Source organism: Vibrio sp. 1180_3, assembly GCF_029478545.1.
GTDB classification, from domain to species: domain Bacteria; phylum Pseudomonadota; class Gammaproteobacteria; order Enterobacterales; family Vibrionaceae; genus Vibrio; species Vibrio aestuarianus.
Genome location: NZ_SJFM01000014.1, coordinates 84475 through 106809, shown reverse-complemented (window position 1 = coordinate 106809; position 22335 = coordinate 84475). Strand labels below are relative to the sequence as shown.

At 43.8% G+C, this 22335-nt stretch carries 24 protein-coding genes; 2 read left to right on the top strand and 22 right to left on the bottom strand.

Annotation, left to right across the window (positions count from 1 at the left end; translation table 11 throughout):
• Positions 1 to 25 precede the first annotated feature (25 nt).
• Positions 26 to 526 carry a VC2046/SO_2500 family protein gene (locus EYW48_RS10885; protein WP_274672057.1) on the top strand — a complete coding sequence of 167 codons (501 nt, stop codon included), beginning with the start codon at positions 26 to 28 and terminating at the stop codon, positions 524 to 526.
• A gap of 188 nt (positions 527 to 714) precedes the next feature.
• On the top strand, positions 715 to 1386 hold the full coding sequence (locus EYW48_RS10880) for an SDR family oxidoreductase (protein WP_277432394.1): 672 nt from the start codon (positions 715 to 717) through the stop codon (positions 1384 to 1386).
• Between the two features lie 34 nt (positions 1387 to 1420).
• On the opposite strand, the gene EYW48_RS10875 is transcribed toward EYW48_RS10880, so the two are convergent.
• The 22 genes from EYW48_RS10875 to flhA form a co-directional block, all read right to left on the bottom strand.
• Positions 1421 to 2185: an MlaA family lipoprotein gene (locus EYW48_RS10875; protein ID WP_171980335.1), complete on the bottom strand. Its 765-nt coding sequence runs from the start codon at positions 2183 to 2185 to the stop codon at positions 1421 to 1423.
• A 69-nt stretch (positions 2186 to 2254) separates the two neighbouring features.
• Positions 2255 to 3472 (bottom strand): c-type cytochrome biogenesis protein CcmI, encoded by a 1218-nt coding sequence (gene ccmI / locus EYW48_RS10870; protein WP_053311785.1) that lies wholly within the window; start codon positions 3470 to 3472, stop codon positions 2255 to 2257.
• On the bottom strand, positions 3472 to 3966 hold the full coding sequence (locus EYW48_RS10865) for a cytochrome c-type biogenesis protein (protein ID WP_053311927.1): 495 nt from the start codon (positions 3964 to 3966) through the stop codon (positions 3472 to 3474). Before EYW48_RS10865 ends, ccmI begins: the two co-directional genes overlap by 1 nt.
• Complete coding sequence (locus tag EYW48_RS10860; protein WP_053311786.1) at positions 3966 to 4517, bottom strand: DsbE family thiol:disulfide interchange protein; 552 nt, start codon at positions 4515 to 4517, stop codon at positions 3966 to 3968. Before EYW48_RS10860 ends, EYW48_RS10865 begins: the two co-directional genes overlap by 1 nt.
• A complete protein-coding gene (locus tag EYW48_RS10855; protein WP_171980336.1) occupies positions 4518 to 6473 on the bottom strand; it encodes a heme lyase CcmF/NrfE family subunit in 1956 nt (651 codons plus the stop codon). It lies immediately after the preceding gene.
• Positions 6470 to 6955: a cytochrome c maturation protein CcmE gene (gene ccmE / locus EYW48_RS10850; protein ID WP_053311788.1), complete on the bottom strand. Its 486-nt coding sequence runs from the start codon at positions 6953 to 6955 to the stop codon at positions 6470 to 6472. The genes EYW48_RS10855 and ccmE overlap by 4 nt, the downstream gene beginning before the upstream one ends.
• Positions 6952 to 7158, bottom strand: a complete 207-nt coding sequence (gene ccmD, locus EYW48_RS10845; RefSeq protein ID WP_176245475.1) for a heme exporter protein CcmD — start codon at positions 7156 to 7158, stop codon at positions 6952 to 6954. Before ccmD ends, ccmE begins: the two co-directional genes overlap by 4 nt.
• A 1-nt stretch (position 7159) precedes the next feature.
• The gene (locus tag EYW48_RS10840; protein ID WP_168521513.1) at positions 7160 to 7912 is read right to left on the bottom strand and encodes a heme ABC transporter permease; all 753 of its coding nucleotides are present in this window, start codon (positions 7910 to 7912) and stop codon (positions 7160 to 7162) included.
• A 103-nt stretch (positions 7913 to 8015) separates the two neighbouring features.
• A complete protein-coding gene (gene ccmB, locus EYW48_RS10835) occupies positions 8016 to 8684 on the bottom strand; it encodes a heme exporter protein CcmB (RefSeq protein ID WP_274681524.1) in 669 nt (222 codons plus the stop codon).
• 2 nt (positions 8685 to 8686) lie between these two features.
• Positions 8687 to 9304 carry a cytochrome c biogenesis heme-transporting ATPase CcmA gene (gene ccmA / locus EYW48_RS10830; RefSeq protein ID WP_053311792.1) on the bottom strand — a complete coding sequence of 206 codons (618 nt, stop codon included), beginning with the start codon at positions 9302 to 9304 and terminating at the stop codon, positions 8687 to 8689.
• Between the two features lie 226 nt (positions 9305 to 9530).
• Positions 9531 to 10028 (bottom strand): DUF2802 domain-containing protein, encoded by a 498-nt coding sequence (locus tag EYW48_RS10825; RefSeq protein ID WP_053311793.1) that lies wholly within the window; start codon positions 10026 to 10028, stop codon positions 9531 to 9533.
• Positions 10028 to 10522: a chemotaxis protein CheW gene (locus EYW48_RS10820; RefSeq protein WP_053311794.1), complete on the bottom strand. Its 495-nt coding sequence runs from the start codon at positions 10520 to 10522 to the stop codon at positions 10028 to 10030. Before EYW48_RS10820 ends, EYW48_RS10825 begins: the two co-directional genes overlap by 1 nt.
• 37 nt (positions 10523 to 10559) lie before the next feature.
• Positions 10560 to 11576 (bottom strand): chemotaxis protein CheW, encoded by a 1017-nt coding sequence (locus EYW48_RS10815; RefSeq protein WP_053311795.1) that lies wholly within the window; start codon positions 11574 to 11576, stop codon positions 10560 to 10562.
• The gene (locus EYW48_RS10810) at positions 11569 to 12345 is read right to left on the bottom strand and encodes a ParA family protein (protein ID WP_053311796.1); all 777 of its coding nucleotides are present in this window, start codon (positions 12343 to 12345) and stop codon (positions 11569 to 11571) included. Before EYW48_RS10810 ends, EYW48_RS10815 begins: the two co-directional genes overlap by 8 nt.
• 10 nt (positions 12346 to 12355) lie before the next feature.
• Positions 12356 to 13468 (bottom strand): chemotaxis response regulator protein-glutamate methylesterase, encoded by a 1113-nt coding sequence (locus tag EYW48_RS10805; protein WP_053311797.1) that lies wholly within the window; start codon positions 13466 to 13468, stop codon positions 12356 to 12358.
• Between the two features lie 27 nt (positions 13469 to 13495).
• Positions 13496 to 15730 carry a chemotaxis protein CheA gene (locus EYW48_RS10800; protein ID WP_274681525.1) on the bottom strand — a complete coding sequence of 745 codons (2235 nt, stop codon included), beginning with the start codon at positions 15728 to 15730 and terminating at the stop codon, positions 13496 to 13498.
• A gap of 9 nt (positions 15731 to 15739) precedes the next feature.
• The gene (locus EYW48_RS10795; protein ID WP_053311799.1) at positions 15740 to 16459 is read right to left on the bottom strand and encodes a protein phosphatase CheZ; all 720 of its coding nucleotides are present in this window, start codon (positions 16457 to 16459) and stop codon (positions 15740 to 15742) included.
• Between the two features lie 60 nt (positions 16460 to 16519).
• Positions 16520 to 16888 (bottom strand): chemotaxis response regulator CheY, encoded by a 369-nt coding sequence (gene cheY / locus EYW48_RS10790; protein ID WP_017052487.1) that lies wholly within the window; start codon positions 16886 to 16888, stop codon positions 16520 to 16522.
• A 44-nt stretch (positions 16889 to 16932) separates the two neighbouring features.
• Positions 16933 to 17667, bottom strand: a complete 735-nt coding sequence (locus tag EYW48_RS10785; RefSeq protein ID WP_053311800.1) for an RNA polymerase sigma factor FliA — start codon at positions 17665 to 17667, stop codon at positions 16933 to 16935.
• Positions 17660 to 18547 (bottom strand): MinD/ParA family protein, encoded by an 888-nt coding sequence (locus tag EYW48_RS10780; RefSeq protein WP_053311801.1) that lies wholly within the window; start codon positions 18545 to 18547, stop codon positions 17660 to 17662. The genes EYW48_RS10785 and EYW48_RS10780 overlap by 8 nt, the downstream gene beginning before the upstream one ends.
• Before the next feature lie 13 nt (positions 18548 to 18560).
• On the bottom strand, positions 18561 to 20054 hold the full coding sequence (gene flhF / locus EYW48_RS10775) for a flagellar biosynthesis protein FlhF (RefSeq protein WP_053311802.1): 1494 nt from the start codon (positions 20052 to 20054) through the stop codon (positions 18561 to 18563).
• A 56-nt stretch (positions 20055 to 20110) separates the two neighbouring features.
• Positions 20111 to 22204, bottom strand: a complete 2094-nt coding sequence (gene flhA / locus EYW48_RS10770; RefSeq protein WP_053311803.1) for a flagellar biosynthesis protein FlhA — start codon at positions 22202 to 22204, stop codon at positions 20111 to 20113.
• Positions 22205 to 22335 lie beyond the last annotated feature (131 nt).

The following is a 22335-nucleotide window of genomic DNA, read 5'->3' as shown; positions in this document are numbered from 1 at the left end:
AAAAGTGCATCGGTTGGAGAGGCAAATGCAAGTACATACATTAGATAAAGCCAGTATTATTAACGAGCTTCAGTTCGGCACAGGCCTCAGTCATGCCGTACAGCAAGGGCGTCGGGCTGATTTTGCTCTCATCTTGTCAATGTTCTCTAACGATGTTCGTGATAATACCCCAGTGGAGCGAGTAGAGAACCCGCCCACTAGCGATGAATTACTACGTAAAAGGTTTGAGCTCTGCGATCCTCAAGCCTTGCGTTCTGACTCTACGTCCTACACGGTTTCCGCAAAGCAAGCCGAATTGTTTCATCACGGTGGGCTAGCTAGTGCTAAGCTGAGTCATTACTTAAAGCCTGAAGTGCTCACTTATTTACCTGAAGATACACATAATTTCCCGGAAGAGGTTTATTTGAACTTGTCTGGGCATGAACGGCGTCATCTATCAGCACCTAAAACTGAATTGCTTGCTGCAGATTTATACGTTCAGTTAGCGGTCGCACATCGACACGATCAGATCCGTACTCAAGTTTAGTGTCTTAGATGCAATACCAAACGACATTATCCATTGCAGAATGTGAGACCGAGCAAAAAAACAGCACACCATACCTCTTCAGAGCGCGTTATTTGATGCTATTCACATCGCGACCATAACTAATCAACCATCCTATACAGACGAAATCCATCGAGAACGACAACACAAATAATAGGGTGAGGCACCCAATGGATATAAAAAGTGCAATTGTATTAATCACTTCAGCAAGCTCAATACTAGGCAGTACTCTGGCTGTTCATTTTGCCCACTTAGGTGCAAAAATTATTTTATGTGACCAAGATGAAAATGGGCTAATGGAAACATTCACTCGTTGCCATGCGATATCGAACGATGTGCATTACTATCATACGCCGGACTACTCCTTAGATAGCATCAATCAACTTCTTGATTATATTAATGATACGTACCAAAGTGCACCAGATGTTCTGGTCAATAACTGGCCAAATACCCCTTTACCATCTCTGATAGGGGAACAGCATGCCGAGCTGTTCATCCAGAAACTGGCCATGATGGCATCAACGCTGTTTATCTTTGGTCAAGTCAGTGCTGAGCGAATGTGCCAAAGCAATAAGCATGGGGTAATTGTTAATGTGGTTTCACAAAATGAAGAGTATGACTTGTCGGGGATTGAAAATGCGAATTCAATGGTGTCTGGCTTTACCCAAAGTTGGGCCAAAGAGCTAACCCCTTTCAATATAAGAGTTGGGGGCGTAGTAGCCACATCAAATAGCGATCTTGGTGAGCAAATTCATTGGGTTGAAATGCAAGACGAATTAATTCGTAATACAGAATATATTGTTGCTAATGAGTATTTCAGCGGTAGAGTGATGTCGGCATAGTTGTATGCCATACCGACATCGAATATACGGACAATCAAAAACCTTCTTCTAAATAATCATCAAGGTAATCTTCTTCTGATTCATCAAAGGGTTGGTTGTCAATCTCGGCTTTGAAATCTTGTCTTTGTAGATAGACATCACGTGTCAACGAGTATGGATCTGGTGAATTCTCAAGTGTCGATTCTTGTGATACGAGCAACGCCCGTTTTTCCATTCCCTCAAATGCCCATTTACCTAAGCTTGCCCATATATTCAGATAGGATAACGGGACATACATACCGTCTACGACATCCGTTACTTCACGGATAGTATAGGGACCATAAGCAGGTATCATTACATAGGGGCCATTCCCTACTCCATAGTGCCCTACTGCGTCACTGAATGCTTTCTCATTATGTTTGGTGATGCCTGCTTCAGAAGCGATATCTATCATACCAAGTAGGCCAAGTGTACTGTTCAGCCAAAAACGATTTAAGTGGTCAACGGCTTTTTCACCATTACCCATTAGTAAATTATTGATAACGCTTGATGGCTCATCAAGGTTAGATAACACGTTGGCAATGACATTCCTTATTGGCACCGGAATGTAACCGACATAAGCAATGGAGATCGGACGAACTATATAAGGATCGAGGTAATCGTAGTTAATAGTCCACATTGAACGATTAAAACTTTCGAATGGATCTTCAAGGCTGGATTCACTTAATTGCGGTGAATTTGAATCTGGTGCACTAGTACATCCTACCAGAAGGAAAAATAGTAGAGTAAGATATGTGGCTCGGCCTATTCGGCTTATCATATTCAATTTCCATGTAAAAAGGCCGATGACTGCATCGGCCTATCCTGTTCTAAGTATATTCGGTTGTAGTTAATATTGCTTATTAATTACAACTTCGACGGGCTGCCCCATCTCAACAACCGCACTCTCGCCAAACCAATCGCCAGTTTTTGTGCTGACATTACCGTCACTATCAACACGAACTCGAACGATAAATTGTGCTAAATCGGACAACTGACGTCCTTGCACCATGCTGTTACTATCATCCAACGCCACTTTAAGTGGAAATTGCGAAAGTGGATAACGTGCAGCGGCAACTGGCATAGGTGCGCCATCAGCGCTATGTACTGAAACAATTAAGACAGCATTTTGCGGCAAGGTTACTGAACTGTCCAATGCAATAGTGACTGGCACGGAAACACCATCAGTATCAGGTTGCTGCATTTTGCCTTGAGCACTTTCAATACTGCGCGCCAACATTTCATAACGACTATCTTGGGGACCGATCATCTTCTGCATTAAGCTCCAGTATTTGATCGCTGCTGGGTAATCCTGACGCTCAAAGGCATCAAATGCAAGTAATGAAAAGACACGCAAATCAACGTAGTCTTGCTGAACTAGCCCTGTGAGTATTGAGCGAGCCTGATTTTGATCAATTTCATCTTGAGACAACATCAATGCTTGCGCATAACCTAGCTTCACATCGGCGTCTTTAGGCTCTAAACGATACGCTTTTTTCATTGAACCAATCGCGGTTTCGATATCTCTATTTGCCAATGCAATACGCCCAAGCAGCAACCAACCGGTTGCATCATCTGGCTGATAGTGGAGACGTGTGCGCAGAGCCAGCGTTAGATCTTCCATTTCATCATCAGTTAACGCTTCCCCATTGGGTGACATTAGCTTTTTCGATAATGCAGGTAAGTTAGCATTTACTTGCTGCCACTGCTCGACCTGATCGGCAGCACCTAATTTTATATAAACAGCGTAACTTAGCACCACCACCAGTAAAATTGATGGAATGAGTACCAACGCTGGTGAGATATAAGAAGAACCATTCACTTTAGACTCAGCCGGGATATCATCAAGCAAGGACTGTTTTAGATCTGAAATCAGTTCTTGTTCATTATCCACAAGCCCTTCTTCTGTTTCTACTTGCAGCTCAGATAGGCGATCTTTAAAAAGAGCTTTGTTCAGTTCATCGCGCAATGCCACATCATCATTAGATTTTTGTTTGATAATAGGCAGTATGATAAACACACAACCGATGAAGGTAAGAATGAGGGTCGATAACCAAAAAAACGCCATTATTGCTTGTCTCCATTCTTCTCATCAAGAGCTTCATTTTCTAGTAACTGCTTTAGTCTCGCTTCCTTTTGGGCATCCCAATTTTCAGCTTGCTCTGTGACAGAAGCTTTACTGCGACGGGTTCTTAAGACGATAAACCCAAAACCAAACACCACCACGGCCAATGGCCCCAACCATAAAATGGAGGTTGCTACCGTGAATGGTGGGTTATATGTCACAAAGTTGCCGTAGCGTGCGATCATATAATCAACGATTTCCTGCTCTGATTTGCCTTGTTTTGTCATTTCGTACACTTTATGGCGCAAGTCCTGAGCAAGCGCGGCATTCGAGTCGCCAATCGTATTATTTTGGCATTTAGGGCAACGTAACGTGTTGCTTAGGTCTTTAAACTGCTGCTCTTGCTGCGTATTATCAAATTCATACACCTCAATCGCAGCTTGAACGGATAAGACCAAGGCTAAGCTGGCAAGGATTGATAGAACAAAGCGCTTCATCATTTTGCCTCCTCAAGCAGTTTTTGATACATCGGCTGCAAGGTATCTTTCCAGTTGGTTGGGTTAACATCACCCACATGGCGGTAACGAATCACACCATCAGAGTCAATTAAGAACGTTTCCGGTGCACCATATACGCCAAGATCGAGCCCTAACATACCATTACCATCAAATAAGCTAATCAAGTAAGGATTGCCCAGCTCATTTAACCATTTAACCGCTTTGTCACGTTGATCCTTATAGTTCAGACCGATAATTTTCACACCATCACTGGCTAACTTATTAAGGTATTGATGCTCGGCATAACAAGTTGGACACCAAGTCGCCCAAACATTAAGTAGCAGTGGCTCACCTTTAAAAACGGACTGATCATAAAGTTTGCCTGGTTCGGCCAGATCTTCCAAACGAAATTCTGGTACCTGCTTACCAATCAGGACTGACTCCAATTTGGTTGGATCATCCCCTTCGGTATTTTTCACTAATTGGGTGGTGAACACCGCAACCAAACCAAGAAAAGCAAGCAGTGGAATAAATAAAATCTTTTTGTTCATTTAGGCCTCCTGCTGGGTATTTTTTCTAAAGCGGTAACGTTTATCACTGATCGCAATCGCGCCACCAAAAGACATCAACAATGCTCCAGCCCAAATCCAACGAACAAACGGCTTATAGTAGATTCGAATTGCCCAAGAATGGCCATCTTCTAATCTTTCACCCATTGCGATGTAAAGATCACGAGTAACACCACGATCGATGGCTGCTTCTGTCATCATCGATTTAGCAGTTCTGTAGAAACGCTTTTCAGCGTGCAATGTATTGACATATTTGCCATCTTGAGTGATTTCAAAGTCTGCAATATAACCGTCATAGTTCGGGCCATCTTTATCTCTTAAACCCTCAAAATAAAAATCGTATTGCTGAATTTTGAATGACTCCCCCGGAGCAAGACGCACATCGCGCTCAATACTGTAGTTTTGTACCATCGCAATACCAATGACGGTAACAGCCAAGCCAATATGTCCTAGCATCATAGCCCAGTGACTGCGTTGCAACTTCTTCACACCGTCCCAGAAAGTATGGCGATGTGTCGCTCGCTCATACAGCTCTACACCATGTAGCAAAATAATCCACAGCGCCATCACCCACCCCATAAACGCCATTAGGCTAAAGTGCTCGGACAATAGATAAACCATAGCAGCCGAAATAACGAGTGCAGCGGTTCCACACAGCAACATTGGCTTTAATAGCTTCGAGAAATTATCTCGCTTCCAACGGATAAGAGGGCCAATCCCCAGTAAGAAGGCAAATGGCACCATTAACCACGCAAACAACATATTAAAGAAAGGCGCGCCGATAGAAACCGAACCAAGACCAATCTGTTTATGCACCAATGGCAGCAATGTTCCCACAAGTACCACAACCAGTGCAGCTATCAAGAGGATGTTGTTAGAAAGTAATGCATTTTCGCGCGAGACCAATTCGAAGTTGCCGCGAACCCGCACTGATGCGCCTTTCAATGCAAATAACAGCAGTGAGCCGCCGATAACAAAGACTAAGAACCCCAGAATAAATAGCCCACGAGAAGGATCGGAGGCAAAAGCGTGTACCGACACTAAGATGCCGGAACGTACTAAAAAAGTGCCGAGCAAACTGAGTGAAAATGCGGAAATAGCCAGTAAAACGGTCCATGCTTTAAACGTGCCACGTTTTTCTGTCACCGCTAAAGAGTGCATTAAAGCCGTACCTGCTAACCATGGCATAAACGATGCGTTTTCTACAGGATCCCAGAACCACCAGCCGCCCCAGCCAAGTTCATAGTAAGCCCACCATGAACCAAGAGCGATGCCAAGTGTTAGAAATAACCATGCAGCGGTTGTCCATGGGCGAGACCAACGAGCCCACGCTGTATCAAGGCGTCCAGTCATTAATGAAGCAATAGCAAATGAGAATGCAACCGAGAACCCAACATAACCCATGTAAAGCATCGGTGGATGGATAATCAACCCAGGGTCTTGTAATAATGGGTTGAGATCGCGCCCATCAACAGGAAAGTAAGGCAGCGTGCGTAAAAACGGGTTCGAGGTAACAATAATGAACAGTAAGAAGCCAACACTGATCAAGCCCATGACAGCAAGTACCCGTGCAACCGATTCTTGTGGCATACCACGGCTGAAAGAAGCCACGGCTACCGTCCAAATTGCTTGGATCAATACCCAAAGTAACAACGAACCTTCATGGGCTCCCCATACTGCAGTTAATCGGTAATACCACGGTAACTGGCTATTTGAATTACTGGCCACATATTGCACGGTGAAATCATTGACATAAAATGCCCACAATAAGACAGTAAACGAAAGCAGCAGTAATAGGAACATACCCCACGCTAGTGGACGCGCAGTATTCATCAGCATGGTATTGCTGCGAGACGCACCAACCAAAGGCAAGATACTCAATAAAATTGCAAGCCCTAGAGAGACAATAAGGGCAAAATGTCCAATTTCAACAATCATTGAGCGCTTCCTTGTTTCTGTTCCGCCGTATAGTCTAGCGGCTGATGTGTCTTTTTCATCGCTTCTGCTATTTCTGGTGGCATGTAATTTTCGTCATGCTTTGCTAGCACTTCAAAAGCTTCGACTGTGGTTGGATCTTTAAGCACACCTTGAGCAACAATCCCCTGACCTTCACGGAATAAATCAGGCAAAATGCCTTCATATTCGACCGTTACATTCGGTCCAACATCGTGTAACTGAAAACTCACTCTTAATGATTCAGGGTCACGAGTCACTGACCCCACGACAACCATGCCACCAATGCGTAAACGTTGACCGACTTCAGGTTTCGTGCCGTCCGGTTTACCTTGAACTAGCTCTGTTGGCGTATAGAAAAGATCCATATTTTGATTTAGTGCGTACAGCATTAAGCCAATAGTGGCGCCAACCCCGATGAATAGTGCCAAAATAATCGTTAGCCTTTTTTTACGTCTTGGGGTCATAGTGTATTCTCCATATGCTTAGCGGCATCAATTCTTGCTTGACGATCCACTTTTGCTTGCACGTCTTGTAATAAGGTTTTTCCACGTTTCATGCTAACGGCTAACAGAATTAGCATCGATAAAAAAGTGATACCAAAAGCACTCCAAACGTAACCGGCGTAACCACCCATCGCTAAGAAATCACTAAATGAATCAAAATGCATATTAAATACCTTTCTTAATTTTGCTGGTTGCGAGTTCGATAACCCACGGGCGATGACTTTCTTTGCTAATGATTTCGTTACGCAAACGAATCATAGTAACGGCGGCAAAAAAGAAAGCGAAACCAAAGATATTGAGTAACAATGGCCACAACATGTCATTGGATATTGACGGTTTTTCAAATTTGGTAATGGTTGCACCTTGATGCAACGTATTCCACCATTCCACAGAAAAGTGGATGATTGGTAAGTTAATAACACCAACAATCGCCAATAAACCGGCGGCTTTCGCAGCAGTTTTTTGATCATCAAACGCGTGATAGAGCGCGATAACACCTAGGTAGAGAAATAGAAGGATAAGCTCTGAAGTCAGACGTGCATCCCATACCCACCACGTCCCCCACATTGGTTTTCCCCACACCGCACCAGTAATCAGAGCGATAAAGGTAAACACTGCACCAATCGGAGCCATGGCAGCAGCCGCCATATTAGACAGTTTCAATTGCCAAACAAGGCCGATAAACGCCGCAATTGCCATCGACATATAGATGCCCATAGACCAAATAGCAGCAGGAACATGGATATAAATGATCCTAAAACTGTCACCTTGTTGATAATCAGCAGGGGCATAAGCTAAGCCTAAAACATTACCGACCACTAAACATATCAACGCACTTATCGCAAACCAAGGTAGTAACTTACCGCAAAGTTGGTAAGCAGATTCAGGCTTAGCGTAGGGATGTAGCCATTTCCACATTGTTATCTCACTCTCACTTCATTGCTCCTGAACATGTGTCTGCTCAGTTTATTGTTTGTACACTGAGCTGAAATTGGCCCAGATATGGTTAACTCAGATAAAATTAGTTGACGCTGACTCTTAATGCAGCGCTGATGGCAAAAGGAGTAAGTGTTATTGCCCCCATCAGCATTGCTCCTAAAATCGCAAGTTGACCGTTATACGTCATTCCTAACGCAGCGGCATCAATCGCCGATGTAGCAAAGATCAAAATTGGGATATACAGCGGTAGAACCAGTAAGCTTAGTAAAACCCCACCTTTTTGCAGGCCGACCGTTAAAGCTACACCAATAGCCCCAATAAAACTTAACGTGGGTGTGCCTATGACCAAGGTCATGACAACAGCAAGCCAAGTATTAAAGTCCAGTGAAAGTAGCACCGCAAGCAATGGACTGATCAAAATTAATGGCAGACCTGTTAATAGCCAATGAGCCACCACTTTTGCTATGACAACAATAGGCAGAGGAACTGGCAGTAACATCATTTGCTCTAGTGAGCCGTCCTGAAAATCATCTCGAAACAGCCGTTCTAGCGATAACAGTGCAGATAACAACGCTGCCACCCATACGATACCAGCAGCAATGCGTGCCAATAAGCTGGGTTCAGGTCCAATACTCAACGGAAATAATGTAATCACGATAATGAAGAACCACAGTGGATTAAAGATATCCGCTTGGCGACGAAACGCTATCAGTAACTCTCGACGAACGACCATACCTATGGCTGAGATCACGGTTAATCTCCCAACTTAATTTTGCGTAATTGCGGGTAGTCTGAAAACATATCTTGGTGAGTCGTTAAAATCACTATTCCGCCTTGCTGCGCATGCGTTAGGAATAATGTTTCTAGCACCTTAACGCCTTGCTTATCAATCGCTGTTAATGGTTCATCTAAAATCCATAACTTTTGTTCACTTAACCATAAACGAGCTAGTGCAACACGGCGTTGTTGTCCCGCAGAGAGTTGGGCAACCACAACATCTTCGCGACCAGCTAAACCCACTTGGGCTAACGCCTGATAAATATCATTTTTTTCTGCTTTTGAAGAATGTATTGATTGATAAAAATGAAGGTTTTCAAACGCGGTGAGATCGCGTTTAACGCCCGTTTGGTGACCAAGGAAAAGTAGATCTTGATGGTACTCATCACGAGCCGATTCAATATGCTCGCCATTCCATAAAATAGAGCCTTCATCCCTATCACCTAAACCAGCAATAATGCGCAACAATGTCGTTTTCCCCGTACCGTTGCGACCTTCAATTTGTACCAGTTCTCCTGCATCAATAACAAAGCTCAGTGTTTCAAATAGAACTCTGTCATCTCGAATGGCAGTTAGGTCATTTACTTCAAGCATGTGCATCTATGTCAAAAAATTTGAGTCGCTATATTACCACACAGCGCAAAAGACAAAATACAATAAGACCATTACGAATCACGAATCTAAGTAAGAAACTGTTAATTTTTAATTATTTTTTGTCTCATTTACTACTTTATGGCTACATTTTGATTTATCGAAAATCTTGTGTAGTAAAAACTAAAAAAGGAAGCCAATAGCTTCCTTCTTTAGTTTTTACTACCGACTATTTACGTACAGTACGTTTTTCATTGCGAACAGGTCGCCTACCTTCAGGAGAACGGCTGAGTGGTGGAACACTTTCTTGCCCTGCCAATTTCTTTTGTAGCGACATCATCAGTTCAGCTTCAGCTTTTGGTAATTCACACTGCTCTATTAGCTCATTAATATCAGCACCAAGCTGCACCATTTTTGTGGCTCGGCTGTATAAACGCCCATCGGTATCAACGTGCTCTAACTCAATAATGCGCTCATTTAAGTGCTGGATAACATCTTGTTGCTCTGTCACTCTCTGACCAAGACCAAGCACAACAGAACGAACCTCTAACAGCTGTTTGTTACCTTTTTGTAATTCTTTCTCTAAAGAACGGGCATGCTGCCTCTGATGCTCTATTTGCCGAGTAAGACTGTACTTTACTCGCATAACCACAAGCAACAGCAGCAAAATAACTAATACCGCACCACCCGCTAAAATAGGTGCACTGAACAGCATCGCTTCATTCATTATAGATGAGCCATCTCATCCCACTCGTCTTCTGTTAGCAGTTTATTCAGATCAACGAGAATCAGCAGTTTGCCATCGCGGTTACTCACACCTTGAATAAACTTCGCACTTTCGTCAGTACCAACGCTTGGCGTAGTATCGATTTCAGAAGAACGTAGATAAACAACTTCAGCAACACTATCAACCAAAATACCAATCACTTGACGCTCAGACTCAATCACGATGATACGTGTATTATCGGTGATCTCACCTTGCATTAAGCCAAAGCGAGAGCGAGTATCGATAACGGTAACAACGTTACCTCGTAGGTTAATGATACCGAGAACATAATCTGGAGCTCCAGGAACAGGAGCAATTTCTGTATAGCGAAGTACTTCACGTACTTGCATTACATTAATTCCATATGTTTCCTCTTCTAGTTGGAACGTCACCCACTGAAGCACTTCGTCATTAGACTTATCTTTTCTTACTTCCACTTCGTTAGTCTGAGACATACCTTTTCCTCTCTAAGTCGATTCCGACATAAATGTATTATTTCTCTAGTGCTTTTACATCAAGTCCTGCATTAAGCATAGCTATCAATGCTTCAACATGGATCAAAGCGCACATTTTTTCTTTTACCATTCCAGCAAGCCACGGGCGTTTCCCCGCTAATTCTCGCCAGCGAACCTTTTCCGTGCTCAGTAACTCAGTACCCATAAGTTGAGTACTTGCTAATCCCCACATACTTTCACCAAGCATCACAATATATTGATAACCCTCTTTATAAGAATCGTCATACAGTTTTTCTGCCATCACCCATTTTGCAGTGTCGACAACATCTAGTTGGTTATCTTTATTGGTTTGTAATCCTAAATACCAAGCCGGTCGTCCGATAAGATGATTCAGCGAGCCCATGCGGTGAATGCCACCAAGCTCATCAAGTGGAACGGCAAATGTGACACCATTGACTTCAAAATAAAGTACTTGAAAGTCTTGTGTTCTCTGCGTACTTTGCCACGCAGCCACACCATCGGCCCCTGTTTGTGTCTCTAACGATAGCTCATGCTCAGTGGTATTATTTGGCTGAACAGCATCAATAGCTGAAGCTTCGAGTTCAATATTAATCTCTGTCTCAACATCCGACTCAAGATTAATATCAGGTTTCGCACTCTCGGTATCCACAGTATCCCATTCTTGAATTTCTTCTATGGGTTCTACCACTGGCTCGACAATAACAGGCTCAGTTTTCAAAGAAATTTGTGCGGTGTTTTGCTCCATAATTTCTTCAAGATCTAACTCTGCTACAGGGTTACTTGATTCAAGCTGGCTCAGTAAGCGCTGTACATCATCTAAATTTGGTAATTCAAATTCTGCAACTTCAGAGTGAAAATGACTTTTTTCAGGCACAGATTGAATCGATGTCGATAATTCAGGTTCAATTTCGATGCTTACTGGCTCTTCTTGCTGTAAATCTTGTACATCAAGCTCTACAGCTTCTTCATCTAGCAAAGCGGTAAAGTAGTCATCAAGTGCTTGCTCGCTCGATAATAATGGCCCACTACTCATCTATAGCTAGCCTCTCTAAATATATTAGCAACTGTTTATAAGCAAACACACCACGACTTCCTTCTGCAAAATGAGAAGCGGGTAAGCGTTTCAAACTTGCGTCACGGAATTTAGTGTCAATCGGTACCGCAGAGCTCCATACCTGTTCTGGATAATCTTTTTTCAACTGATTCAAGGTTTGCAGAGAAGCTCGAGTCCGCTTGTCGTACATGGTTGGCACTATCGTCACTTTGAATAAACGGCTGCGTGATTTTTGCATGATGGCCAAAGTGCGAATCATCCGCTCAAGCCCCTTCATCGCCAGAAACTCAGTTTGAACGGGAATAAGGATACGATCACTCGCGGCTAGCGCATTGACCATCATCACGCCTAAAATTGGTGGGCAGTCTATTAGCACATAATCATAATTATCGCGTAACGCGAGAAGCGCGCGCTTTAAAATCAAGCCCATACCACTACGATTACCCATCACGCGATCAAGTGTCGCTAAAGACATATGCGCAGGAATAATATCAATGCCTTCAATATCAGTCTTCAGTATCAGAGGGGTAACACTCTTCTCGGTAAGTTCACGTTGTTGAAATAGATCGAATAAACTGGCAGGTACATCGTCAGAGTCATACCCTAAGTATGTGGTAAGCGAGGCATGAGGATCGGTATCAACCAGCAACACTCTTTTTCCTTGCTGACTCAGCAAACCGGCAAGCGTAATCGTTGTGGTTGTTTTACCCACACCGCCCTTTTGATTTGCAACGCTCCATACAATCATTGAACTTCCTTTATGCAAGACCAACTTCAACCAACATACGTTCAGCAATACGCTCTAACGGTAAGTCTTCAGTCGAAATCCCTGCTTTAGCAACCGCTTGTGGCATACCATACACCACACAACTTTCTTCATCCTGAGCCCAGATTGTCGCACCAGCACTTTTCAACATACGAGCACCTTCACGGCCATCAGCCCCCATACCCGTTAATACCATCGATAACACTTTATCAGCGTAGATCTTCGCGGCAGAACCGAAGGTTACATCAACACAAGGCTTATAATTCATCCGTTCGCCACCATCAAGAATACGCAGCTTTGCAGTACCCGGGCGTCCTTCGATCATCATTTGCTTACCACCAGGAGCCAAATAAGCAACTCCAGGTTTTAATGCGTCGCCATCTTGCGCTTCTTTCACTTCAATTTTACACAGAGAGTTCAACCGACTTGCAAAAGCAGCGGTAAACGTAGCTGGCATGTGCTGAATAAGCACAATTGGGTGTGGGTAATTAGCGGGTAACTTAGTGAGAATTTTTTGTAATGCAACAGGACCACCGGTAGACGTACCAATCGCTGTCAATTGATATTTTTTACCTGACGCTTTAAAACGAGCCAGTGCACTCGTTGGTTTTGGCGTATGAGACGTTGTTGGTGATGGAGATCTACTCGATAAAGATGTCGCTGCTGACACTGCTGGACGTGAAACCAGCGGTCTTCTTAACAACCCTTTTTTAGATGCAATTTGGATAACACGCTGCTGTAACAAAGCAACTGCTTCATCTCTATTGCGTGCGATATCTTCAAATTTTTTCGGTAAGAAATCTAATGCACCCGCATCTAACGCATCCAGAGTGGCTTTCGCCCCATCATGAGTGAGTGAAGAAAACATCAAAATTGGAATTGGGTTCTGTGCCATTATTTCACGAACAGCAGTGATGCCATCCATGATAGGCATCTCAATATCCATTGTGATGACATCTGGCTTTAAGCTTCTCGCCTTTTCAACAGCTTCTTTACCGTTGGTAGCGACATCAATGACTTCAAGACGAGTTTCTGAGTTAATAATCTCACTCACTCGACGTCTAAAAAAGCTTGAATCATCAACGACTAATACTCTAATCGCCATGGGTATCCTTATTCTTGAGTGCTCAAATTATATCCGCGAAGCCGCCGCATATTGCTTAAGCAAATCTGGCACATCTAATATCAGTGCAATATGACCATCGCTAGTGATCGTGGCTCCCGCCATACCTGGCGTACCTTGAAGCAGCTTATCTAAGGGCTTAATGACCACTTCTTCTTGACCAATTAGTGCATCAACAACAAAGCCGACTCGTTGGCTGCCAATTTGTACAATAACAACATGGCCATGACCTTTACGTAATTCGACTTTACCGGCCTGAGGAGCTAACCAGTTTTGCAGATAGAAAAGTGGTATCGATTTTTCACGCACAATGATAGTTAATTGACCATCAACAATATTGGTACGGCTAAGATCTAAATGGAAGATTTCATTAACGCTCGCCAAAGGAAGTGCAAACGGATGCCCAGCAACACCCACCATTAGAGTCGGCAGAATCGCTAACGTCAGAGGAACTTTAATGGTGATCTTTGTGCCTTTGCCCATTTCAGAATCGATATCAATGGAGCCGTTTAGTGTATTGATTGCTGTTTTAACAACATCCATACCCACACCACGCCCAGAAATATCTGAAATTTTTTCTTTGCTTGAGAAACCAGGCATGAAGATAAGGTTGAAACACTCTTTGTTTGATAAGCGAGATGCTGCATCCTCATCCATCATACCGCGTTTCACCGCGATACCACGTAGAACGTCTGGGTTCATACCACCACCATCATCAACGATAGCGAGTTCGATATGGTCACCCTCTTGAGAAGCAGACAAAATAACCTTACCAGTACGAGATTTACCAGCTTTTACACGATCGTCTGGCATTTCAACGCCGTGGTCAACCGAGTTACGCACTAAGTGGATCAATGGATCGGCAAGCGCTTCAACTAAATTTTTATCGAGATCCGTTTCTTCTCCTCGCATTTCCAACACGATGTCTTTGTTTAAACTACGTGCTAAGTCTCGAACAACTCGAGGAAAACGACCAAACACTTTTTTGATTGGCTGCATGCGGGTCTTCATTACCGCACCTTGTAAATCAGCAGTCACAACATCAAGATTAGACACGGCTTTGGCCATTTCTTCATCATTACTGTTTAGGCCAAGGCTAAGCAAACGGTTACGAACTAATACTAACTCACCAACCATGTTCATGATGATATCAAGTGTCGAGGTATCAACTCGGACAGTCGCTTCCGCTTGCTGCGCTTTTTTAGCAGCGGCCGGTGCGACTTCTTTTTTATCAGTAACAACAGCAGTTGCAGCTTTCGCAGGTTCTGCGGTAACTTTAGGTGCTGGCTCTACGGCTGGTTTTGCAACTTGTGCTTTTGGTTTTACAGGCTCTGTAGGCTGCACATTCGCAGCGGCAGGCTTGGTCGCCATTTCCAGCTCTTCCACAGAAGGCCCTTTACCAGAACCATGTAGCTCATCGAGTAGTTTTTCAAACTCAGCATCGCTCATCAAATCATCACTAGCGCCTTGCGTTGGCTTGGCAGCTGGTGTTGTAGGAGTTACTGGGGTTTCAGAAACGGTTTTAGGCTCATCTACCGATGGCCCTTTTCCTGCACCGTGCAGCTCATCAAGCAATTTTTCAAACTCATCATCGGTGATGTCACCGCTTGCCGTGCTTACACTTGGTGTTTTTACTTCTGGTGTTGCGGCTGGAGCAGAGCTAACTGCGTTAGGTGCCGTGCCCTTACCATGTAATTCATCCAGTAATTTCTCAAATTCGTCTTGAGTAATTTCATCGATAGAATTTGAATCGACAATATTGGCTGAAGCAGTGGCTTCCGGCTGTGACTCTTCAATGACGGGCTCGTCTTCAACAACAGCATCAGCTACGACTTGTTCGACTTCATCTTCAGATTCAGGTCGGCAAAGTTTGTGCAGTTCATCGAGTAAAACAGGATCTGCGGCTTCAAGGGGTTCCCCTTCTTGAACAGCACTGAACTGTGCATTAACGGTATCCAAAGCACGCAACATCGTATCCATTAAGCTAGATGTCACACTTCTTTGGCCATTACGCAAGATATCAAATACGTTTTCAGCACCGTGGCAAGTTTCAACCAACTCCGTTAAAGCAAGAAACCCTGCGCCCCCTTTCACGGTATGAAAGCCGCGGAAAATTGCATTTAATAAATCTTTGTCTTCAGGGTTGTTTTCAAGTTCAACCAATTGCTCTGACAGCAATTCTAGAATTTCACCCGCTTCAACCAAAAAGTCTTGAAGAATGTCTTCGTCTAATTCGTAGCTCATACGTTACCCCTAAAAACCAAGACTCGATAACAAGTCATCGACTTCGTCTTGAGATGAAACCGCGTCTTCTCTTTCGTGAGGGTTCAGTATTGGACCTTCAGGATCGATTGAAGCGTTCTTCTTCTTATCCGATTCTTGTTCTATTTGGTTAGTACCAAAGGCTGTGAGGATTTCAACAAGACGACCCTCAACCTCATTAACCAAAGTAATTACACGTCTAATTATTTGACCTGTCAGATCTTGAAAGTCTTGCGCCATCAAAATCTCAGTTAGCTGACCACGTAATTCGCTGCTGTTGCCTTCAACTTGTGACAACAATGCATCAATACGGTGGCAAAGCGCTTTGAACTCGTTGAGATCAATGCGTCCATGCATTAATTCGTTCCACTGAGGACGAACTTGAAGCAACCCTTCATGGAGGTTGTCGGCTATCGGCATGCATCTGTCCACTGCATCCATTGTCTTATTCGCAGCCACTTCTGTTTTATCAATGACGTATTGAAGGCGGTCCCTTGCATCTGGGATTTCGTCATTGGCAATTTGCGTCATTCGCTCATCAATACTGAACTGTTTCAAAGAATCATGCAGTTCCCTAGTTAAAGCCCCTATTTCTTGCAGCATTGGATTGCTTGCATTGTCATAGATGTCTTTAAGTAGCAGATCTGCCTGTTCTTGCTGTTCATTTTCTAGTAGCTGAACGAGCTCTTTTGCTTGTTCTAATGAAATCATCCGATTGGCCTTTTCGCGCGTAAAATGAATAGAATACCTTTTGCCTATGGCAAAAAAGCTTTATAAACGCTCGAAAATTTTATCTAGTTTTTCTTTAAGCGTAGCAGCCGTAAATGGTTTTACGATATAGCCATTAACACCAGCTTGCGCAGCCTCGATGATCTGTTCACGTTTTGCTTCTGCCGTAATCATAAGTACAGGTAAATGCTTTAGCTCTGCATCTGCTCGAATGTTTTTCAGCAAATCGATGCCTTGCATACCTGGCATATTCCAGTCAGTAACAACAAAGTCAAAATCACCTTTCTTAAGCATAGGCAACGCTGTCAGGCCATCGTCTGCTTCTTGGGTATTATTGAAGCCCAAATCTCGAAGTAGATTCTTAACAATACGGCGCATTGTTGAAAAGTCGTCAACAATAAGGATCTTCATGTTTTTATTCAAAATTGCCTCCACTGAGCTCGAAATCAGTGATATTAGTCATTTTGCGTCCAAGAACTTAACTTTACTCTTAGTCGCTGCATAGATTGGCTTAGTATTTGGCTAACGCGAGATTCGCTAACCCCAAGTACTTCACCAATTTCTTTTAAGTTTAGCTCTTCATCATAATAGAGCGAAAGTACTAAAGCTTCACGTTCTGGAAGTGATTTTATTGATTCAACCAATGCTTTACGAAACGATTCATCTGCAACTCCCTTAAATGGCGAGTTATCTTCATCGTCATCTAAAGGGGAAATTGCATCATCTGAAATGCCTAAGTCTTCAATACCGACAATTCGTGAGCAATTAATATCAGTCAATACAGTATGGTACTGATCTAATGACATGCCCAAAAACTTTGCAACTTCGGTATCAGATGGCTCTCGATTCAGCTCACCTTCCAGTACTGAAATAGCTTGGGTAATTTCTCGATTGTGTTTATGAACCGAGCGTGGTACCCAATCACCACGTCGAATATCGTCAAGCATTGCCCCACGAATTCGAATCCCTGCATAGGTTTCAAAGCTTGCACCTTTGGTCCCATCATAATTTTTCTGTGCTTCAAGTAGGCCGATCATACCCGCTTGTATTAAGTCTTCGACTAATACGTTGGGCGGCAGGCGTCCAATCAGGTGGTGTGCAATACGCTTTACCAATACAGAGTATTTTTCCAAAAATGCTTGTTGGCTATTAAGGTTTCCGTGTTGGTCATAAGTAAGCGCTTTATTCACCGAATGGTTCCCCTACACTTTCTGTTCTATTGAGTAAACGCTCTACAAAAAACTCTAGATGTCCACTTGGTGTTCTAGGAATCGGCCAAGTTAATGCTTTGTTCGCCAGTGAGCTAATTGCAAGTGCCGCTGGCGAGCGTGGATATGCATCGACGACAATCTTTTGTCTTTTAACGGCTTGGCGTACTTTATCATCTAAAGGTATACAAGCGACAAGCTCGAGGCTCACATTTAGGAATCTTTCTGTCACTAAAGTTAATTTAGCAAACAATTCCCTACCTTCACGATAGCTTCTGACCATGTTAGCGACAATCTTAAAGCGTTGAACTTGGTGCTCTCTGCTCAAAAGTTTGATCAGTGCATATGCATCTGTGATAGAAGTTGGCTCATCACACACCACAATAACCACATCTTGCGCTGCACGAGAGAAACTCACCACCATATCAGAGATACCGGCTGCAGTATCAATGAGTAAGATATCCATCTCATCTTCTAAGCTGCCAAAGGCACGTATTAAACCAACATGTTGCGCATGTGACAACTCTGTCATTGATTGTGTACCCGATGTCGCTGGGATAATTCGAATACCAAAAGGGCCCTCAACAATGGCATCTTTTAATTCACACTCACCCGCGAGTACATGCCCTAAGTTTCGCTTCGGTCGGATACCAAGCATGACATCCACATTAGCAAGACCTAAGTCAGCATCCAAAACCATGACTTTCTTACCCTGACGAGCCATACAGATCGCCATACCGAGTGTCACGTGAGATTTACCAACACCACCTTTACCACCCGTCACTGAGATGACTTTGGTAAGTGACGGTTGAGTTAAGCGGCGTAAACCGCTCGCTTGGTCATATATCATATTATTCGCCATATCTGTCCGCCGCCTAGAATCTCTCGGAGTCACTGCTCCAGTAATGAGGTTCATTTTCTGTCGACTTCTCTAGCAATTCATTTGCCTTTGCGACCATGTATTTCGGCTGTGCAATCACAATATCTTCGGGTACACGTTGACCATTCGCGATATAAGCGACGGGTAACGCATTTTGAACGACAACACTCACAAATTCACCCAAACTCAATGATTCATCCAGTTTAGTCATAATGCACCCAGAAAGAGGTATCCTTCTGAAATGCTCAATGGTTTCTTGTAGTACTTTTCTTTGAGCCGTAGCTGGCAATACAAGATAACTATGAATCACTTCGCTACTCTCTTGCATCAAGGTATCGAGCTGTTCGGATAATCGAACATCACGTTGCCCCATACCAGCAGTATCAACTAAAATTAGGCGACGATTACGTAGCTGATATATTACATCGGCTAACTCATTGGAATCTTTAGCAACTCTTACAGGACATCCCATAATTCTTCCATAAATGGAAAGTTGCTCATGTGCACCAATACGGTAAGTATCAGTAGTAACGAGTGCGACATTGTCTGCGCCATATTCCATCGCTGCGCGAGCCGCCAGTTTTGCAATCGTGGTAGTTTTACCCACCCCCGTAGGCCCTAGCAACGCGACCACGCCACCACGCTTTAAAATATCTTGTTTAGAAACAGGGACTTGATCAGCCACTAAGCCAAGTAACGCTTTCCACGCTTTTGGTGGTGGCGTATCTTCTGGAATATAACAAGCCAGTTGATCCGCTAACTCTTGTGAAACACCCATTCGCTCAAGTCTTTTGATCAACATCGCTCGCAGTGGCTCACGACGTTCGACTTCTTGCCACATGAGACCAGACACTTGATGTTCTAATAAGCGTCGAATCGACGTCATTTCTTCACGCATATTCTCAAGCTCAGGGTTTGCAGCATTCTGCTCTTTAACTTGTTGGCGATCGTAGCGGGATGGATCTAATTTTGGTGCTGGTCGAGATGCCGATCTTCTGTCTTCAGCAATCAATTTCGCGAGTGGTGAGTCAGCATTTAACTCTGGGCTATTTCGCCCTGTATTCGAATGTTTAGAGCCCGACTGACGTTGTAGCAATGCCGACAAGGAATCTTCATTCTCTGAACGATATTCAGAATCAGAGCTTCCCGGTGTACTGTATTGCTTAAGCATATTCGCGAAACGCTTGGTCATTGAACGCCCAGTATCTGCACTATTTTGCAGACTGACGCGATCATCATCGAGTTCGCGAGATGTATTAGCATTATTCAATGACGGGGTGACCTGGGTATATCCCTGCGCCCTAGGCTGAGAACTGTAACGCTTGTTACTGTTTTGTTGCGCTGGCTGCTCACCATCAACAGCGGCGACAATTTCTACACCACCCGCGACTTTTTTATTCGACATGATCACCGCTTCTGCGCCAAGTTCTTCTTTTACTTGAAGCAGTGCGGTACGCATGTCTTTGGCAAAAAATCGTTTTATTTTCAAAGCAGATATCCGTGTTTAAGGGGCAAAGCCTTATGTATCAGTTAGCGGCTGTTCCGTTAGTTTCCGACGGCTTGAACAATTCGAATTTGTTTCTCGTCAGGTATTTCTTGGTAAGAGAGCACACGCAAATTCGGTATTGTGTTTTTCACAAACTTCGCCAATGTCGAACGAAGTACGCCTGAGGTTAGTAACACCGCAGGTTCACCTTTTAATTCCTGCTCTTGCGTTGCATGGCTGAGTGCAGCTTGTAAGCGTTCCGCTAAACCAGGTTCAATACCCGCAGACTCTCCGCCCGATGCTTGCATTGTCTGATGCAATATTTGTTCCAGCTCAGGAATGAGTGTAATCACTGGCAACTCAGGCTCTATTCCATTGATTTCTTGAACAATTAAACGTTTTAATGAGATCCGAACCGCTGCAGTTAATATGTCAGGTTCTTGACTCTTACCTGAGTACTCAGCCAATGTTTGAATAATGGTTCTGATATCTCGGATAGGAATAGCTTCATTGAGTAAGTTTTGCAGCACTTTTACGACGGTACCAAGTGGCAGTTGGTCAGGGACAAAGTTTTCCACCAATCTCGGTGCTGATCGCCCAAGCATTTCGATGAGATTTTGCACTTCCTCATGACCGATAAGCTGTGAAGCATTATTTGTGAGAAGTTGGCTAAGGTGTGTAGCGAGAACGGTTGAAGAGTCAACAACGGTGTAACCTAACGCTTGAGCATGTTCACGTTGATCTTCTCTGATCCACACGGCTTCAAGGCCAAAAGCAGGGTCAACCGTGCGCTCGCCATCAATGACGCCGTAAACTTGCCCTGGGTTAATCGCAAGTTCTTGATCGGGACGAATTTCTGCTTCGCCAACGGCTACGCCCATCAATGTTATTCGGTAGCTGTTTGGAGTTAACTCTAAGTTATCGCGAATGTGCACCGCTGGAATCAAAAACCCAAAGTCCTGAGACAGCTTTTTACGGACACCTTTTACTCGCTCTAACAACTCGCCACCTTGGTCCCTGTCGACCAGTGGGATCAAACGGTAACCGACTTCTAAACCAATCACATCAACGGGTTGAACATCATCCCACGACAACTCTTTTTGTGTAGGCGTATCGCTATCAACTTTAGCGGGCAATTGTTTCTCTTCTGCCGCTTTATTCTGTTTGCGCTGCATTAAATAGGCACCGCCACCAGCCAAGGCTGCCAATAGTAAAAACGCAAAGTGTGGCATTCCCGGGACAATACCCATTACACCCAAAATACCTGCGGTGATGGTCAGAGCTTTAGGGTTGTCGAACAACTGAAAAATAACCTGCTCACCCATGTCCTCATCAGTATTTTGACGAGTCACCATGATGGCTGCCCCGATCGATAATAGTAACGATGGGATTTGAGCAACCAAACCATCACCAATGGTCAACAAGGTATAAATTTCAATGGCTTCTTTAAAGCCTAGGCCATACTGAGCCATACCGATGGATAACCCACCGATAATGTTAATAAATAAGATAAGGATACCAGCAATCGCATCCCCTTTAACAAACTTTGACGCACCATCCATCGAACCGTAGAAGTCAGCTTCTTTGGTGACTTCAAAACGGCGTACACGAGCTTGCTCTTGATCGATTAACCCCGCATTCAAGTCAGCGTCTATTGCCATTTGCTTACCTGGCAATGCATCTAAGGTAAAGCGAGCACTTACTTCTGAAATACGGCCCGCACCTTTAGTCACCACCATAAAGTTGATGATCATCAGAATTAAGAAGACAACTAGGCCAACCGCATAATTACCACCAATAACCACATTACCAAATGCTTCAATCACATTACCCGCCGCGCCTGGGCCTTCATGACCGTACAGTAAAACGACTCGAGTGGAAGCAACGTTCAGTGCTAGTCTCAACAAAGTGGCAATAAGAAGCACCGAAGGGAACGCAGCAAAATCTAATGGCCTACGGGTATAAACCGTCACCAATAGCACCACCATAGATAGGGCAATGTTAAACGTGAAAAACAGATCCAACAAAAATGCGGGGATCGGTAATACAACCATCGCCAACGTCGCCAAAACCATAATCGGCGCACCGATAGCAGGCATACTACGTTGTGGTATTGACGGTAATCTATCCGCAAATGGGAGTGTGAATTTCATAGGCTAGCAAGCAATCTATTGATGAATATTGATATATATGACAATGAATTAGCATTGTGATGCAATTTTCAGTCCAGCAACAAAGTCAAAATAATGGCTACATATGATAAATGTTACTCTCATTGATCAAA

Excerpts from the sequence above, each read along its gene's own strand:
- EYW48_RS10855 (WP_171980336.1), bottom strand. The coding sequence starts at position 6,473 with ATGATTGTTGAAATTGGACATTTTGCCCTTATTGTCTCTCTAGGGCTT.
- EYW48_RS10885 (WP_274672057.1), top strand. The coding sequence starts at position 26 with ATGCAAGTACATACATTAGATAAAGCCAGTATTATTAACGAGCTTCAG.
- EYW48_RS10865 (WP_053311927.1), bottom strand. The coding sequence starts at position 3,966 with ATGAAGCGCTTTGTTCTATCAATCCTTGCCAGCTTAGCCTTGGTCTTA.
- ccmI (WP_053311785.1), bottom strand. The coding sequence starts at position 3,472 with ATGGCGTTTTTTTGGTTATCGACCCTCATTCTTACCTTCATCGGTTGT.
- EYW48_RS10875 (WP_171980335.1), bottom strand. The coding sequence starts at position 2,185 with ATGATAAGCCGAATAGGCCGAGCCACATATCTTACTCTACTATTTTTC.
- EYW48_RS10840 (WP_168521513.1), bottom strand. The coding sequence starts at position 7,912 with ATGTGGAAATGGCTACATCCCTACGCTAAGCCTGAATCTGCTTACCAA.
- EYW48_RS10780 (WP_053311801.1), bottom strand. The coding sequence starts at position 18,547 with ATGGCGAATAATATGATATATGACCAAGCGAGCGGTTTACGCCGCTTA.
- ccmA (WP_053311792.1), bottom strand. The coding sequence starts at position 9,304 with ATGCTTGAAGTAAATGACCTAACTGCCATTCGAGATGACAGAGTTCTA.
- EYW48_RS10795 (WP_053311799.1), bottom strand. The coding sequence starts at position 16,459 with ATGATTTCATTAGAACAAGCAAAAGAGCTCGTTCAGCTACTAGAAAAT.
- ccmD (WP_176245475.1), bottom strand. The coding sequence starts at position 7,158 with ATGCATTTTGATTCATTTAGTGATTTCTTAGCGATGGGTGGTTACGCC.
- EYW48_RS10810 (WP_053311796.1), bottom strand. The coding sequence starts at position 12,345 with ATGATTGTATGGAGCGTTGCAAATCAAAAGGGCGGTGTGGGTAAAACA.
- EYW48_RS10815 (WP_053311795.1), bottom strand. The coding sequence starts at position 11,576 with ATGAGTAGTGGGCCATTATTATCGAGCGAGCAAGCACTTGATGACTAC.
- EYW48_RS10860 (WP_053311786.1), bottom strand. The coding sequence starts at position 4,517 with ATGAACAAAAAGATTTTATTTATTCCACTGCTTGCTTTTCTTGGTTTG.
- cheY (WP_017052487.1), bottom strand. The coding sequence starts at position 16,888 with ATGAAGATCCTTATTGTTGACGACTTTTCAACAATGCGCCGTATTGTT.
- EYW48_RS10820 (WP_053311794.1), bottom strand. The coding sequence starts at position 10,522 with ATGTCTCAGACTAACGAAGTGGAAGTAAGAAAAGATAAGTCTAATGAC.
- flhA (WP_053311803.1), bottom strand. The coding sequence starts at position 22,204 with ATGAAATTCACACTCCCATTTGCGGATAGATTACCGTCAATACCACAA.
- EYW48_RS10825 (WP_053311793.1), bottom strand. The coding sequence starts at position 10,028 with ATGAATGAAGCGATGCTGTTCAGTGCACCTATTTTAGCGGGTGGTGCG.
- EYW48_RS10880 (WP_277432394.1), top strand. The coding sequence starts at position 715 with ATGGATATAAAAAGTGCAATTGTATTAATCACTTCAGCAAGCTCAATA.
- EYW48_RS10805 (WP_053311797.1), bottom strand. The coding sequence starts at position 13,468 with ATGGCGATTAGAGTATTAGTCGTTGATGATTCAAGCTTTTTTAGACGT.
- EYW48_RS10800 (WP_274681525.1), bottom strand. The coding sequence starts at position 15,730 with ATGAGCTACGAATTAGACGAAGACATTCTTCAAGACTTTTTGGTTGAA.
- ccmE (WP_053311788.1), bottom strand. The coding sequence starts at position 6,955 with ATGACCCCAAGACGTAAAAAAAGGCTAACGATTATTTTGGCACTATTC.